Origin of the sequence: Streptomyces sp. NPDC048370, from assembly GCF_043200825.1 — a bacterium.
Taxonomy (GTDB): Bacteria; Actinomycetota; Actinomycetes; order Streptomycetales; family Streptomycetaceae; genus Streptomyces.
On record NZ_JBICYI010000001.1, the window covers coordinates 791,646 to 807,317 of the forward strand.

Consider the following 15,672-nt stretch of genomic DNA (forward strand, 5'->3'; position numbering starts at 1 on the left):
CTGCTCGATGTCGTACGGGCGGAGGGGCGTACCGCGCTCACCGCGCCCGAGGGGAAGACGATCGCCGACGCGTACGGGATCGCCGTTCCGGGTGAGGCCCTCGCGCGGGACGTGGACGAGGCGGTGGCGCAGGCCGACCGGCTCGGCGGGAAGGTCGTTCTGAAGATCGTCTCCCCCGACATCCTGCACAAGACCGACGCGGGCGGTGTGGTCGTCGGGGTGGAGGGGGCGGCGCAGGTCCGTGAGGCGTTCTGTCGGATCGTCGACAACGCCCGGGCCTACGCCCCCGACGCGCGGATCGACGGCGTACAGGTGCAGCAGCAACTGCCGCCGGGGCAGGAGGTCATCGTCGGCGCCGTCGCCGACCCTGCCTTCGGCAAGGTCGTCGCCTTCGGCCTCGGCGGGGTGCTCGTGGAGGTGCTGAAGGACGTCACCTTCCGGCTGGCGCCGGTGACCGCGGACGAGGCGGTGTCGATGCTGGACTCGATCCGCGCGGCGGAGATCCTGCGCGGGGTGCGCGGGGCGCCGGCCGTGGACCGTTGGGCGCTGGCGGAGCAGATCCGGCGCGTGTCCCACCTGGTCACCGACTTCCCCGAGATCGCCGAGGTCGACCTCAATCCGGTGATCGCCACCCCCGAGGGGGCCATGGCGGCCGACATCCGGATCATCCTCGCCTCCGAAGTACCGGTTCCGCGACGGACGTTCACCCGCGAGGAGATCCTCCGCTCGATGCGGCGACTGATGGAGCCGCGCGCGGTGGCCGTGATCGGGGCCTCCAACGAGCGGGGGAAGATCGGCAATTCGGTGATGCGCAACCTCGTCGACGGCGGATTCCCCGGTGAGATCCATCCGGTGAATCCCCGGGCCGATGACATCCTCGGCCGCAAGGCGTACAAGAGTGTCACGGACGTTCCCGGTGAGGTGGATGTGGCGGTCTTCGCGATCCCCGCTCCGTTCGTGGCATCGGCGCTGGAGGAGGTGGGTCGCAAGGGCATTCCGAACGCGGTGCTGATCCCGTCCGGCTTCGCCGAGACCGGGGAGCACGCGCTGCAGGACGAGATCGTCGCGGTGGCGGAGCGGTACGGCATCCGGCTCCTGGGCCCGAACATCTACGGGTACTACTCGACCTGGCAGGACCTGTGCGCCACCTTCTGCACGCCGTACGACGTCAAGGGCGGCGTGGCGCTGACCTCGCAGTCGGGCGGGATCGGGATGGCGATCCTTGGCTTCGCCCGGACCACGCGGACGGGTGTGTCGGCGATCGTCGGGCTCGGCAACAAGTCGGACATCGACGAGGACGACCTGCTGACCTGGTTCGGTGAGGATCCCCGTACCGACTGCATCGCGATGCACCTGGAGGACCTCAAGGACGGGCGGGCCTTCGTCGAGGCGGCCCGGCTGACCGTGCCGAAGAAGCCGGTGGTCGTCCTCAAGGCCGGGCGCACCAGTGCCGGCGCGCGGGCGGCCGGCTCGCACACGGGCGCGCTCGCGGGTGACGACGCGGTGTACGACGACATCCTGCGGCAGGCGGGTGTCATCCGGGCGCCGGGGCTGAGCGACATGCTGGAGTACGCGCGGGCCCTGCCCGTGCTGCCGGCGCCGCGCGGGGACAACGTCGTCGTCATCACCGGGGCGGGTGGCTCGGGGGTGCTGCTGTCGGACGCGATCGTGGACAACGGGCTGCGGCTGATGGAGATCCCTGAGGACCTGGACGCCGCCTTCAAGGCGTTCATCCCGCCCTTCGGGGCGTCGGGCAATCCGATCGACATCACGGGCGGCGAGCCGCCGTCGACGTACGAGGCCACCATCAGGCTCGGTATGGAGGATCCGCGGATCCACGCGCTCGTCCTCGGCTACTGGCACACCATCGTCACTCCCCCGATGGTCTTCGCCGAGCTCACCGCGCGCGTGGTGGCGGAGTTCCGCGAGCGGGGCGTCGAGAAGCCGGTCGTGGCGTCGCTCGCGGGCGACGTCGAGGTCGAGGAGGCCTGCCAGTACCTGTTCGAGCGGGGTGTCGTCGCCTACCCGTACACGACGGAGCGGCCGGTCGCGGTGCTCGGCGCGAAGTACCGGTGGGCGCGGGCGGCGGGGCTCCTGGGCGGTGATGCGGTGAGCTGAGCGACAGCTCGAACCACGGGGCTCGCGGCGGCCGTATCCCGCCCGCCGCGGGCCCCGGTGCGAAGGGAACGGACAGGGGGCGCTGGCCAGACTTCTTCCACGCGAGGGGTTCGATCTCCATGACGACAACCGACATCACCACCACCCTCCCTTACAGGGAGGTGACGGACGCCAACGGCCGCACGTACCGGCTCGGTGAGACCGACGTCGACCTGATGGGCCGCACACGCAAGTGGATGGTCATCCTGCCCTGGGTGGGCATGATGGGCATCAGTTCGGCGGAGTACGCGTTCGCGTCCGCCGAGGACACCCTGCACACCGCGCACAGCTGGAGCAGTGCGCACATCTTCTGGATGCTCGGCGTCTGGGTCTTCTTCCAGGCCGCGGTGGCCTTCCCGGCCGGAAAGCTGCGCGAGAGCGGGCGGTTGCCTGCCCGCTGGGCGATGATGCTGGGCGCGCTCGGCACGCTGCTCGGCTATGTCTCGCTCGCCTTCGCGCCGCATGTGATCGTCGCCTATGTCGGCTTCGGCATGTTCAGCGGTATGGGCGCGGGCATGGTCTACGCGACCTGCGTGAACATGGTCGGCAAGTGGTATCCCGAGCGCAAGGGCGGCAAGACGGGCTTCGTGAACGGCGGCTTCGCCTACGGCTCGGTGCCGTTCGTCTTCATCTTCACCGGCTACATGGACCTGACGAACTTCCGCTGGGTGCTGGTCGCCGTCGGGATCTTCCTGGCCGCGATGGTCGCGGTGGCCGGGTACTTCTTCCAGGACCCGCCGAAGAACTGGTGGCCGGCCCAGGTGGATCCGCTGAAGAAGCCGGACGACCCGCGCGCGCGGCGGGCGATGGAGAAGAACCCGCCGGCGGTGAAGCAGTACACGCCGATCGAGGCCTGGCGGACCGGGCGGGTCGCGCTGATGTGGTTCTGTCTGCTCTGCACCTCGGGCGTCAACATCTTCGGCATCGCCTTCCAGGTGCCGTTCGGCGACGAGGCGGGCTTCGCGGGCGGGATCGTGGCGACGGCGATGTCGCTGAAGGCCATCGTGAACGGCACCGGACGCGGCGTGATCGGCTGGCTCTCCGACCGGTACGGCCGCAAGCAGTGCCTGATCTTCGTCTGCATCGTCCTGGGGCTCGCGCAGTACGGCATCCTCTGGTCGGGCAACATCCACAACCTGCCGCTGTTCCTGGTGTTCTCCAGCATCTCCGGTTTCGGCGGCGGCGCGATCTTCCCGATGTTCGCGGCGATGACGGCGGACTACTTCGGGGAGAACAACAACGCCTCCAACTACGGCCTGGTCTACAGCTCCAAGCTGGTGTCGGGTCTGCTCGGCTCCGGGATGGGCGCGGTCGTGGTCTCGGCCTGGGACTACTCGGGCGCGTTCGTGCTCGCCGGGTCGATCTCGCTGTTCGCCGGGTTCGTGGCGCTGTTCCTGCATCCGCCGGGGCGGCCGCGGGCCCGCCGGATACCGGCGAACCCGCGGCCGATCAGCCGGGACGTGTGAACGTGACGGCCTTCCGGCAGCTCAGCGGTGCTTCTCGCGCAGGGAGTGCAGGTGCGCGCTGGACTTGCGGGCGAACGCGAAGGACTCGACCGGGTTGTCGTGTTCGGCCTGCCAGTGGTGGGAGCGGTATCCGTGGTGGGTGCGGTTCACCGCCGAGATGAAGCGCCGGTAGTCGATGTCTCCGTCCCCGACGTCCGCCATGCGGTAGCCGTCGCGGACGGAGTCGTCGCGTTCGCCGTCCTTCACGTGGAAGAGCGGGTAGCGGTGGGGCTGGTCGAGGACGTAGCGCAGCGGGTCGAAGGGGGCGGGGGTGCCGTCGGCGCGGCGGGAGAAGCGGAACTGGGCCGCGTACGCCCAGTAGACGTCCATCTCGAGGTGGACGAGATCGGGGTCGGTCTCGGCGAGCAGGACGTCGTAGAGCCGGACGTTCGGCCGGTCGGTGGCGAAGGAGAACTCCTCGGCGTGGTTGTGCTGGTAGAACTTCATGCCGCGCTTCTTCGCCGCCGCGCCGTACTGGTTGAACTCCTCGGCGCAGCGCTTCCAGCCGTCGACGGTGGCGCCGTAGCGCCAGGGTCCTGAGGCGGTGCCGATGTGCGGGAGGCCGAGGGCCTGGGCGTCGTCGAGGACCTTGTCGAGGTTCTGCGCGAAGGTGTAGGCGTTCGGGTCGCCGTCGTTGTAGTAGCCGACGTGGCTGCCGATGCCGCGCAGTCCGTTCTCGCGGGTCAGCTTCTTGAGTTCGGCGAGGGTGATCGGGCCGGCGGAGCCCTGGCTGTAGCCGGCGAACTCGACCTCGTCGTAGCCGTACTTGCTCAGTTCGGCGAAGACGGCGGCGAAGCCGAGGGTGGCGACCTTGTCGCGGAGTGAGTAGAGCTGGATGCCGAGGCGGCCGGGCGGAAGGACGGGGCGGCCCTTGCCGTGACCGTCTCCGCCTTGGCCGTCGCCTTGGCCGGCTCCGGGGCCGTGGGTGCTGTCGGTCGCTTCCGCGGCGGCGGCCTGGGGTGCGGTCGCTCCGAGCAGGGCCGCGGCGGTGGCGCCTGCGGCGACGCCGAGCATGTTCCGTCTGCTGAGCTTCTGGGTCAGTTCCGGGTCGGGGGTGGCGGGCGAGATGCGGCGGGCGCGGGTCATCTGTGGATAACTCCTCGTTGTCGGTGGGCTCTGCTTCACTGGAGTCCGGTCAAGAAAGACCGGCCAGTCGGAGCAAGAGGGACTTCACATCGGTGGCCGCTACGCGGCCGCTCACAGCGCGGGGGGTGGAGCACAGAATGAGCGGACCTTCGTCATCGCTCGTGGGGAGGCGGCCATGGCTGCCGCGAATAGGTGAGGGATCGAGGGGTACGACCGCGAGCCGGTAGCGCATGCCGAGCTTCTTGCGGGCGATCGCCTTCGCCGCCTTGACCCGTACGTAGGGATCGAGCGGGTCCATGAAGAGTTCGGCGGGGTCGTAGCCGGGTTTCCGGTGGATCTCGACGAGCTGGGCGAAGTCGGGCGCGTCCGCGTCGTCGAGCCAGTAGTAGTACGTGAACCACGCGTCGGGCTCGGCGAGGGCGACTAGCTCGCCCGAGCGGGGGTGGTCGAGGCCGTGCTCCTTCTTGCCCTCGTCGTCCAGGAGTCGCTCGACGCCGGGGAGCCCGCTGAGGGTCTCGCGGACGGTGTCGAGGTCCTCGGGGCGGCGGACGTAGACGTGGGCGAGCTGGTGGTCGGAGACCGCGAAGGCGCGGGAGGTCATCGGGTCCAGGTACTCCATGCCGTCCTGGGTGTGGACCTCCAGGAGGCCGGCGCGGCGCAGGGCCCGGTTGATGTCGACGGGCCGGTTCACCCGGGTGATGCCGTACTCGGAGAGGGCGACGACCGTGCGGCCTTCGGCTCGGGCGTCGTCGAGGAGGGGGGCGAGCGCGGCGTCCAGGTCGGCCGCGGCGCGGAAGGCGCGCGGGTCGTCGGGGCCGTACCGCTGGAGGTCGTAGTCCAGGTGCGGGACGTAGGCGAGGGCCAGGTCGGGGTGGCGGGTGCGGAGGATGTGGCGGGTGGCGTCGATGATCCACCGGCTGGAGACCAGGTCGGCGCCCGGGCCCCAGAAGTGGAAGAGGGGGAAGGTGCCGAGTTTCTCGGTGAGTTCGTCGTGGAGGGCCGGGGGCCGGGTGTAGCAGTCGGGCTCCTTGCGGCCGTCCGCGTAGTAGACGGGACGGGGGGTGACGGTGATGTCGGTGTCGGCGCCCATGGCGTACCACCAGCAGATGTTGGCGACGGTGTAGCCGGGGTGGGCCCGGCGGGCGGCGTCCCAGAGTCTGTCGCCGGAGACGAGGCCGTTGTGTTGGCGCCAGAGGAGGACGTCGCCGAGTTCGCGGAAGTACCAGCCATTGGCGACGATGCCGTGCTCGGAGGGGAGGGTGCCGGTGAGGAAGGTGGTCTGGGCGGTGCAGGTGACGGCCGGCAGGACGGTGGAGAGCGGGGCCTGTGAGCCCGCCGCGCCGAGGGCGCGCAGGCGGGGCATGTGCTCCAGGAGGCGAGGGGTCAGACCGACGACGTCGAGGACGAGGAGGGGGGTGGGCCGGGTGTCGCTCCGGGGGCTGGTCATGGGAGTTCCTTGAGGCCGAGGTCGGTCAGCAGGTCGCGGGCCAGGGTGAGTTCGGCGGCGATGCCGTCGGCGAGGCGGGCGCGGTTGCGGGGGCGCCGGTCGGCCGGGAGCGCCTGCCAGGTGTAGGTCTCGACCTCCAGGTGGTGGGTACGCGGACGCGGGCCGCCGAGGAGGAGGGCGAGGGTGGAGCGGAGGACCGGAAGGGTGGAGGTGAGCGGAGGCTCGGGCGGGGCGTGCAGGGGGACGTGGAAGTGGGAGCGCCAGGGGGCTCCGTCGGGCAGGGCCCGGCCGGAGACCGCTTCGGGCAGGTCGTCGGTGCCGCGCAGTCCGGCGGCGGTCCGGGTGCGGGTCTGGTGGAGGAAGCGGGGTTCGGCGAAGGCGGCGAGCGCGGCGCGGACCTCCGGGAGATGGGGGTGCTCGGCGTGCAGGGCGGCGGAGAGCTGGGCCTTGACGACGGGGATGCCGGCGGTGCCGAGGGCGCCCAGGGCGGTCGGCGGATCTTCGAAGGAGGTGGCGAGATGACAGGTGTCGAGGCAGATGCCGACGCGGGGGGTTGAGAGGGCGGTGAGCGGGGCGATCGCGTCGGCGGTGGTCTCGACGGTGCAGCCAGGTTCCGGTTCGAGTCCGATCCGGATGCTCTTCCCGGTGAGTTCCTCCAGGGCGTCGAGGCGTTCGGCGAGGGTGGTCAGGGCGGCGAGGGCGGCGTCCTCGGCGCGGGAGTCGAAGGGGGTGCGCCAGGCGAGCGGCAGGGTGGAGACGGAGCCCTCGGTGACGTCGTCGGGGAGGAGGGCGGCGAGGAGCCGGGCCAGGTCGGAGGTGTGGGCGAGGCGTTCGGGGCGGGTCCAGTCCGGTTGGTAGACGCGGTACTTGACCTCTGCGGCGCCGAACCCCTCGTACGGGAAGCCGTTGAGGGTGACGACCTCCAGGCCGCGGCGGTCGATCTCGGCGCGCAGCGCGCGGAGCGAGCCGGGGTCGGTGATCAGGGCGTGGGCTGCGTCCCGGGCGAGCCAGAGGCCGATGCCGAGGCGGTCGCGGCCCAGGCGCCGGCGGACGGGTTCGCAATGGTCCCGGAGTTGGGCGAGGACGCCGTCGAGGGTCTCGGCGGGGTGGACGTTGGTGCAGTAGGCGAGGTGGACGGTGGAGCCGTCAGGGTGGCGGAAGCGCATCGGCCGGCCCGCCTCATTCCCCGCCGCGGAGGACGGAGTTGCCCTGATGCGTGGGGGTGTCGGTGGAAGGGGGGTCGAGACGGAGGCGGCCGCTGAGGCCGTAGAAGGCGACGGGGTTGCGCCAGAGCACCCGGTCGACGTCGTCGTCGGAGAATCCGGCGGCGAGCATGGCGTCGCCGACCTTGCGGGTCTTCAGCGGGTCGCTGTTGCCCCAGTCGGCGGCCGAGTTCACCAGGACGCGGTCCGGGCCGTGGTCCTTGAGCACGGCGACCATGCGGTCCTCGTCCATCTTGGTGTCGGGGTAGACGGAGAAGCCCAGCCAGGCGCCGCTGTCGGCGGCCTCCTTGACGGTGGTCTCGTTGAGGTGGTCGAGGAGGACCCGTTCGGGGGCGAGCGCGGACTCGCGGACGACGTCGAGGGTCCTGCGCAGTCCGGCGAGCTTGTCGCGGTGCGGGGTGTGGACGAGGGCGGGCAGGCCGTGGTCGGCGGCCAGCTGGAGCTGTGCGGCGAGGGCGGTGTCCTCGGCGGGGGTCATGGAGTCGTAGCCGATCTCGCCGACGGCGACGACGTTGTCCTTGACGAGATAGCGGGGCAGGAGGTCGAGAACGGGGGTGCAGCGGGGGTCGTTGGCCTCCTTGGGGTTGAGGGCGAGGGTGCAGTGGTGGGCGATGCCGTACTGGGCGGCGCGGAAGGGTTCCCAGCCGAGGAGGGAGTCGAAGTAGTCGACGAAGGAGGCGGGTGAGGTGCGGGGCTGGCCGAGCCAGAAGGCGGGCTCGACCAGGGCGCGGACTCCGGCGTCGTACATCGCGCGGTAGTCGTCCGTAGTGCGCGAGGACATGTGGATGTGGGGGTCGAAGATGCGCATCAGGACTCCTCGGTGACGGCCGTGGGGGAGGTGAGGGCGAGAACGCGGTGGAGGTCGGTGGGGACGGGGCGGCCGGCGGCGGTGCGTTCGGCGGCGTAGTCGGTGAGCATCCGGGCGAGTTCGCTGTCGCCCCCGGCGCGTTCGTGGAGGCCGGCGACGGTGTCGACGGGGACGCCGGTGAAGAGGCACTTGAGGACGGCCTGGCGCCAGGGGTGGGGGGCGAGGTGGGAGGCGGCGTAGGGACCGAGGGCGGCGGCGATCAGGTGGGTGTCGTGGGTGCGTAGGGCGTCCTCGACGAGGGGCAGGGCCTCGTGGCCCGCGACGAGGGAGGGGAGGGCGATGAGGACGGCGCGGCGCTCGGGGGCTGAGCCGTGGTGGTAGAGCCGGGTGAGGACGGCCGGCTCGGCGCGGGCCGCTCGGAGCAGGGCGACGCGGACGGAGTCGGCGTGTTCCTGGCCGCAGTGCCGGCCGGCGGAGGCGAAGCGCAGCTCCCAGAGGGCGGTGCGGTCGGTGGCGGCGGTGAGGGCCTCGTCGAACCAGGTCCGGGCGGTCGGGGTCAGCATGTCGGCTCCCTCGGTGGGGTGGTGTGGCCCACGTGACCGCGGAGGAACGCGAGGGAGGAGCGGGCGAGTTCCGGGCCTGCGTGGGAGTGGCGGGGCAGTTCGACGACCGTCAGGCCCGGGTAGCCCGCGGCGGTGAGCTCGGCGAGGGCGGCGAGGACGGGTGGGAAGTCGATCTCGCCCTCGCCGAACGGGAGGTGCTCGTGGACCCCTCGGCGCATGTCCTCGATCTGGACGTGGTGCAGCCAGGGTGCGGCGGCGCGGACGCAGTCGGCGGGGGACGCGGTCTCCAAGCACTGGCAGTGGCCGATGTCGAGGGTGAGGCCGAGGTGGCGGGGGTCCGGATCGCCGAGGAGGGAACGGAGGGTGTGGAAGTCGTCGAGGGTGGCGAGGAGGTGACCTGGTTCGGGTTCGACGGCGAGGGGGACGCGGGCGGCGGCCGCGGCTTCGATGACGGGGACGAGGGATTCCGCGAGACGCTTCCAGGCGGTCTCGTCGGTGGTCCCCTGCGGGGTGATGCCGCTGAAGCAGTGCACGGCGTGGGCACCGAGGTCGGAGGCGACGCGGACCGCGCGGAGCAGGAGGTGGACGCGGGCGGCACGGGCCTCGGGGTCCGGGTCGAGGAGTGACGGGCCGTGCTTGCGGCGGGGGTCGAGGACGTAGCGGGCGCCGGTCTCGACGGTCACGCCGAGCCCGAGGGCGTCCAGGCGTCGGGCCACCTGGGCGGTGCGGGCGGGGAGATCGGGGGCGAGGGGGTCCAGGTGCATGTGGTCGAGGGTGAGGCCGACGCCGTCGTGGCCGAGGTCGGCGAGGAGGGCGAGAGCGTCGTCGAGCCGGAGGTCGGTGAGGCCGTTGGTGCCGTAACCGAAGCGGATGGCGGGCGGGCTGGGGGTGGGGCTCGGGCTGAAGCCGCCGCCGGGACTCGGGCTCGTACTCGGGCTCGTACGGGGGTTCGGGCTCATGTCGGGCTCACCTTCCGGGCGAGGGCGCGGGCGAGGGGGGCGAGGCCGAGCACCAGGAGCGCGGTGCCGGGCGCGCCGGACCGGGCGGCGAGGGTGGCCTGGAGCGGGATCAGGGCACGGATCCCGGCGCCGACGGAGCGCTGGGTGAGGGGTGGTGACGGGTTGAGGGCCGCGTGGAGGAGGGGGGTGGCCGGGGTGCGGGCGTAGGAGGCGGCGAGGGCGGCCGTGACGAGGGGGCCCACCGCGGCGGCCGTGGCGGACGGGCCGCCCGGCGAGGAGACGCCTCGGACCGTGGGCCGGGCTGTGGACCGGGCTGTGGGCCGGGCTGTGGACCGGGCCGTCAACGCCGTCAGGGTCAGGGTGGTGACGAGGGCGAGGAGCGGGGTGCGCGTCGAGCCGCCCTGGGTCTCGTGGCGGGAGACCGCGGTGACCGCGTAGGTGTGGGCGCCGACGACAGCGGCCGCTTGGAGCGCGGCCGGACGCGGCCGGGTCCGGTGGGGATCCGTGGCAGCCGGGCCGCTCGATGTGGCGACGGTGCCGAGGAGGAGGTCCAGGGCGCGGGCGGTGGCCATCGTGGCGGGGGCCGCGGGGGTGTGCTTGAGGTGCAGGTCGTAGGACCAGACCGTCGCCGCGAGGGCGGTGGCCGTCGCCAGGGCGGGGCGCCCCGCGCGGGCCGCGAGCGCGAGTCCCGCGGCCGTCAGGGCGGCGGAGGCCACGAGGGCGGCGCGGGGGGTGACGCGGCCCGAGGGGATGGGGCGGTGGGGGCGGTCGACGGCGTCCTCGGCGCGGTCGGCCCAGTCGTTGAGCGCCATGCCCGCCTCGTACAGACAGAGGGAGGAGCCGATGGCGAGCAGGGTGGAGCGGTTGGGGCGGAGGCCGGCCGCCGCCGCGCCCGCCAGGGCGTCGCCCGGCACGGTGGCAAGCGCGGAGACCCGCAGCAGTTCCGCCCAGGCCGTGACGCGCCCGCGCGCCCGGCTCACGGCCCGGCTCACCGGGCCTCCCCCAGGCGGGCCGCGAAGGCCACGAGGCGCGCGTACTGGTCGGCGAGGCCCGCCGGGGCCTCGCCCTCCGGGTCCTTGAAGTAGAAGGCGAGGTCGTCGAGGGGCCCCGAGAGAGCCGTCTCGTGGGCGCGGGCCGTCAGGCGGGCGAGGTCCAGGACGAGGGGCGCCGCCAGGGCCGAGTCGCAGCCCTGCCAGGTGGTCTGCAGGACCATCCGGGAGCCGAGGAAGCCGTCGAAGGCGATGTGGTCCCAGGCCGTCTTCCACTCTCCGAGCGCGGGGACGTCGTCGATGTGGACCTCGCCCTCCGGGGCGTGGCCGAAGACGTCGGCGAGGACCCGTTCCTTGCCCGCGTTCTTGGCGGCCGCCGCGGCCGGGTCGGCGAGGGCGGCCCCGTCTCCGCCGCCCAGCAGGTTGGTGCCCGACCAGGCCCGTACGGTCAGGGCGCGCTGGAGGAACATCGGGGCGAGGACGGAGCGCAGGAGGGTCTGGCCGGTCTTCCCGTCGCGGCCCGCGTGGGGCAGGCCGCTCGCCGCGGCGGTGTCGGCGAGTGCGGGGTGGCGCAGTCCGGTCGAGGGGGTGAAGTTGACGTACGGGCAGCCGGACCGGAGCGCGGCGGCCGCGTAGAGGGAGCTGGGTGGGAGCTCGGCGCCCCCCGACGCCGGCTCCGTGGAGGCCACATTGACCACGACGACCCGGTCCAGTTCCAGCCGGATCCGGAAGTCCGTCAGGTCGGCGGCGAAGGAGGCGATCAGTTCCTCCTCCGTACGGGTGTCGCCGGGCAGGGGTCCGCCGGGCCTGATCTCCGCGTCGGCTGCGCGCAGTTCGGCCGCGACGGCGGCGGTGAGGCCGTGCGGGATGACACCCGCGACGGTGAGCCCCTCGGCCCGTTTGGGCAGCGGACACGTCGCCGTGTCGTGTCCGCCGAAGACGAGGGAGGCGAGCGGTGGGAGGCCCGCCCCGGCGAAGGGGGCGGTCTCGGTCACCATGCCGGTCGGTGGGTGCAGGCCCGCCGTGGCGGCGGCGCAGCCGGCCACCGCCGTGGTGGCGACGGAGCCGCGCGCTCCGACGAGCCAGACTCCCGTACGCCCGACGGCTTCCGTGTGTGTTCCTGTGGTCACGACCCTGCCTCCCTGGACTGTGGTGGAGGCGGCGGGCGGGGGGTACGGCGCCTCCCCGCCCGCCGCCGGCTGGGCAGGGGGCTCTACGAGGGGAGCTCCCTGAGCTTGATGGCGCGGAAGGACACCTGGTCGCCGGCTCCGTGGTTCTGGATGCCGATGTGGCCGTCCTTGAGGCTCCGCGCCGGATCGGTGTTGGTGAAGTCGTTGATCTTCACGCCGTTGAGGAACACCTGGAGCCGTTCGCCCTGGACGCGGATCTCGTAGCTGTTCCACTGGCCCGGCGGCCGCAGCACGGCGTCGCGCGCCGCGAGGTTGGCGGACTTGAAGCCGTAGACGGCTCCGGTGGTCCGGTCGGCGGCGTCGGTGGCGTCGATCTGGATCTCGTACCCCTTGTTCACGGCGGACCAGGGGTCGTCGGAGGCGGGGAAGCCGACGAAGATGCCGGAGTTGTCGTCGCCCGCCGCCTTCCAGTCGAGCGTGAGCGAGTAGGAGGAGAACTCCTTGGCCTGGTACCAGAGCATGCCCATGCCGCCCACCGAGCGCAGTTCGCCGTCGACGACGTCGAAGCTGCCGGGTCCGGCCTGCTTCCAGCCCTCCCGGGTCTCTCCGTTGAAGAGCTCGCGGTAGCCGGTCCGCGGCCGGCAGTCGGCCGCGGTCTGGCCGGTGGCGTACCGGAGCCCGCCGAGGAGGTGCTGGCGGAAGGCCGGCTCGGCGTAGGACTCCTTGGTGTGGCCGCCGCCGGTGTAGAAGGAGCGCCCGCCGCCGTAGGACTTGCACCAGGCGATCGGGTGGTCGCCCTTCATGGTGCCGCCCTCGTAGCTGGTCTCGTCGAGGGTGGCGAGGATCCGGGCCTGGCCGCGCGGGTTGGTGCGGTAGTTGTACCACTCGTCGGTGCGCTGCCAGGGGCCGTCGAGGTGCTCGGTGGCCGGGTGGTCGTGGTCCTCGACCCGTACGGTCGCGGGCTGGATGTGCGGGTGGGAGGCGAAGTGGGCGCCGACGAGCCCGCCGTAGAACTCCCAGTCGTACTCGGTGTCGGCGGCGGCGTGGACGCCCATGTAGCCGCCGCCGGTGGAGACGTAGTGCTCGAAGGCGGTCTGCTGCTCGGCGTTGAGCACGTCACCGGTCGTCGAGAGGAAGACGACGGCGTCGTAGCGGGCGAGGTTGTTGGTGGTGAACTGGCGGGGTTCCTCGGTCGCGTCGACGGTGATGCCGCTCTGGGCGCCGAGTTCCTTCAGCGCCGTGATGCCGGTGCCGATCGAGTCGTGCCGGAATCCGGCGGTGCGGGAGAAGACGAGGACGCGCTTGGCGTTCCGGTCGGCGGGGGTGTTGGAGATCGTGAAGTCGTCCACGTCGTAGAGCGCGCCCGCGCCGCCCTTGAAGACGAGGAAGAGTTCGGTGGTCCGGCGGGGCACGTTCCGCAGGGGTACGTCGATGTCCTGGAAGGTCTCCCAGCCGCCGGTGACGGGGACGGGCGCGGAGCCGTGCAGGGGGCCGGTGGGCGAGCCGGTGCGGACTTCGAGGAAGCCGCCGACGCCGCCGGAGGAGACGCGGGCGGTGAGCTTGGTGGCCCCGGTCAGGTTGTAGGGCTTGAGGGAGATCCAGTCTCCGTCGTGGATGTCGCCGACGGTCCGGCCGCCGTTCGCCTCGGTCTTGTCGAAGACGTTGACGCCGTTCTGGGCGTCGAAGTGCTCGGCCTGGCGATGGCGCGGCTGGAGCTTGGCCTGGTCGTGGGTGGTGAGGGCGGCCTGGCCGCCGCCTCCGCCGTCGGTGTACTCGGCGTCGAAGACGGCGAAGATGTTGGCGTCGTCGTCGTGGCCGCCGTCGGCGGAGGTCTTGATGGTTCCGGAGCATCCGTTGGCCGAGGTGACGGGGTGGCCGTGGCTGTCGTGGCCGAGGACGTAGGTGACCTTGACCTTGGCGCAGTCGATCGCGCCGTCCTCCGGGTCGGTGACCTTCACCGTGAAGGGGATCTCGTCGCCGAAGGCGAAGAGGGCTCCCTCCGCGGGGAGTTCGAGGGTGACCTTGGGCGCGGTGTTGCCGACGACGACGTGGACGGAGGCCGATCCTGTGCGGCCGGTCGCGTCCTTCGCGGTCACGGTCGCCGTGTACGTGCCGTTCTTCCGGTACGTGTACGTGGGGTTGGCGGCCGTCGACGTACCGCCGTCGCCGAACTCCCAGCTGTAGGTGAGGGCGTCGCCGTCACCGTCGGTGGTGCCGGCGGAGGAGAAGGCGACCTTCAGGGGTGCCACACCTGACGTCTTGTTCGCGCTCGCCTCGGCGACCGGGGAGCGTCCGCCGGTGGCGTTCTCGATGCGGTAGAGCCCGGAGTTGTGGTCGCCGCCGAACCAGGCGGTGCCGTAGTCGAGGACGTACAGCGCGCCGTCCGGGCCGAAGGCCATGTCCATCACCTGTGTGCCGGTCCACGGCACGGGGTTGATGGACTGGACGGTGCCGTCGGCGCCCTGCTCGATGCGCTTGATCCAGCGCCGGCCGAACTCTCCGGCGAAGAAGTCTCCGTCGTACGCCTCGGGGAACTTGACCGGGGAGGTGGAGGCCGCGTCGTAGCGGTAGACGGGTCCACCCATCGGGGACTCGGATCCGGTGCCGAACTCCGGTACGGAGCCGCCGTCGTACGGGAGCCAGGCCGGCTCGGCCGGCGGGAGGTCGACGAGTCCGGTGTTGTACGGCGAGTCGTTCTTCGGCGCGCCGCAGCCGAAGGCGGCGCCGGACTGCTTGGTCGCGAAGTCGTAGTCGATGTACGCGTCGTTCTTGCCGGTGCAGAACGGCCAGCCGAAGTTGCCGGGCTTGGTGACCCGGGCGAACTCGACCTGTCCCGCGGGTCCGCGCTTCGGGTCGGCGGCGCCGGCGTCGGGGCCGTAGTCGCCGACGTAGAGGACGCCGGTCGCCTTGTCGACGCTGAAGCGGAAGGGGTTGCGGAAGCCCATCGCGTAGATCTCGGGGCGGGTCTTCGCGGTGCCGGCGGCGAAGAGGTTGCCGTCGGGGACGGTGTACGAGCCGTCCTCGGCGACCTTGATGCGGAGGATCTTGCCGCGCAGGTCGTTGGTGTTGCCGGAGGTCCGCCGGGCGTCGAACGCCGGGTTGCGGCCGGGGCGTTCGTCGATGGGGGTGAAGCCGTCGGAGGCGAAGGGGTTGGAGTCGTCGCCGGTCGACAGGTAGAGGTTGCCCTGCGCGTCGAAGTCGATGTCGCCGCCGACGTGGCAGCAGATGCCCCGGGTGGCGGGGATGTCGATGACCTTCTTCTCGCTGGCGTTGTCGAGGGTGCCGTCGGCCTTCAGCGTGAAGCGGGAGAGGCGGTTGACGCCGTCGTACTTGGCGAAGTCGGCCGCCGTGCCGTTCTCGGGGGCATCACCGGCGGGGGTGTCCAACGGCGGGGCGTAGTAGAGGTAGATGGCCTTGTTCCGGGCGAAGTCCGGGTCGAGGCCGATGCCTTGGAGACCTTCCTCGTCGTGGGAGTAGACGGGGACGGTGCCGATGACCTCGGTGTTGCCGGCGGCGTCGGTGCGGCGCAGCTCGCCGTTGCGCGAGGTGTGCAGGACGCTGCGGTCGGGGAGCACGGCCAGCGACATCGGCTCGCCGACCTCCTCACCGCCCTTGGCGAGGGTGACCTGCTGGAACTCCTCGGCGGCCGAGGCCGCGGGCGCCGCGGGCGGGGCTTCCGGTTCGGCCGCGAGGGCCTGTTGGCCGCCGAGGGCGAGGAGTGCGGCGGCGAGGAGGGCGAGTGGCTTTCTGGCTCGGGGGCGTTTCTTGCTGTGCACGGATGTCCTCCGGAGTAGGGCCGGGTGAG

Annotated in this window: 11 protein-coding genes; 2 read left to right on the forward strand and 9 right to left on the reverse strand. The window is 72.0% G+C overall.

The features are described from left to right. Complete coding sequence (locus tag ACGFYP_RS03410) at window positions 1-2,118, forward strand: acetate--CoA ligase family protein (RefSeq protein WP_393486030.1); 2,118 nt, start codon at window positions 1-3, stop codon at window positions 2,116-2,118. A 119-nt stretch (window positions 2,119-2,237) separates the two neighbouring features. After that, a complete protein-coding gene (locus ACGFYP_RS03415) occupies window positions 2,238-3,623 on the forward strand; it encodes an OFA family MFS transporter (RefSeq protein ID WP_393485837.1) in 1,386 nt (461 codons plus the stop codon). 21 nt (window positions 3,624-3,644) lie between these two features. On the opposite strand, the gene ACGFYP_RS03420 is transcribed toward ACGFYP_RS03415, so the two are convergent. The 9 genes from ACGFYP_RS03420 to ACGFYP_RS03460 form a co-directional block, all read right to left on the reverse strand. After that, complete coding sequence (locus ACGFYP_RS03420) at window positions 3,645-4,748, reverse strand: sugar phosphate isomerase/epimerase family protein (protein ID WP_393485839.1); 1,104 nt, start codon at window positions 4,746-4,748, stop codon at window positions 3,645-3,647. A 49-nt stretch (window positions 4,749-4,797) separates the two neighbouring features. Beyond that, window positions 4,798-6,195: an alkaline phosphatase family protein gene (locus ACGFYP_RS03425; protein WP_393485841.1), complete on the reverse strand. Its 1,398-nt coding sequence runs from the start codon at window positions 6,193-6,195 to the stop codon at window positions 4,798-4,800. Beyond that, a complete protein-coding gene (gene eboE, locus ACGFYP_RS03430; RefSeq protein ID WP_393485843.1) occupies window positions 6,192-7,361 on the reverse strand; it encodes a metabolite traffic protein EboE in 1,170 nt (389 codons plus the stop codon). Before eboE ends, ACGFYP_RS03425 begins: the two co-directional genes overlap by 4 nt. Before the next feature lie 13 nt (window positions 7,362-7,374). Continuing rightward, window positions 7,375-8,226, reverse strand: coding sequence for a TatD family hydrolase (locus tag ACGFYP_RS03435; protein ID WP_361962824.1), 852 nt, complete (start codon window positions 8,224-8,226; stop codon window positions 7,375-7,377). After that, complete coding sequence (locus tag ACGFYP_RS03440) at window positions 8,226-8,789, reverse strand: EboA domain-containing protein (RefSeq protein ID WP_393485846.1); 564 nt, start codon at window positions 8,787-8,789, stop codon at window positions 8,226-8,228. Before ACGFYP_RS03440 ends, ACGFYP_RS03435 begins: the two co-directional genes overlap by 1 nt. Then, window positions 8,783-9,748 carry a sugar phosphate isomerase/epimerase family protein gene (locus ACGFYP_RS03445; RefSeq protein ID WP_393485848.1) on the reverse strand — a complete coding sequence of 322 codons (966 nt, stop codon included), beginning with the start codon at window positions 9,746-9,748 and terminating at the stop codon, window positions 8,783-8,785. The genes ACGFYP_RS03440 and ACGFYP_RS03445 overlap by 7 nt, the downstream gene beginning before the upstream one ends. Continuing rightward, window positions 9,745-10,740 (reverse strand): SCO3242 family prenyltransferase, encoded by a 996-nt coding sequence (locus ACGFYP_RS03450; protein WP_393485850.1) that lies wholly within the window; start codon window positions 10,738-10,740, stop codon window positions 9,745-9,747. The genes ACGFYP_RS03445 and ACGFYP_RS03450 overlap by 4 nt, the downstream gene beginning before the upstream one ends. Continuing rightward, window positions 10,737-11,867: an inositol-3-phosphate synthase gene (locus ACGFYP_RS03455; protein WP_393485853.1), complete on the reverse strand. Its 1,131-nt coding sequence runs from the start codon at window positions 11,865-11,867 to the stop codon at window positions 10,737-10,739. Before ACGFYP_RS03455 ends, ACGFYP_RS03450 begins: the two co-directional genes overlap by 4 nt. Before the next feature lie 83 nt (window positions 11,868-11,950). Next, window positions 11,951-15,643: a ThuA domain-containing protein gene (locus ACGFYP_RS03460; protein WP_393485856.1), complete on the reverse strand. Its 3,693-nt coding sequence runs from the start codon at window positions 15,641-15,643 to the stop codon at window positions 11,951-11,953. Window positions 15,644-15,672 lie beyond the last annotated feature (29 nt).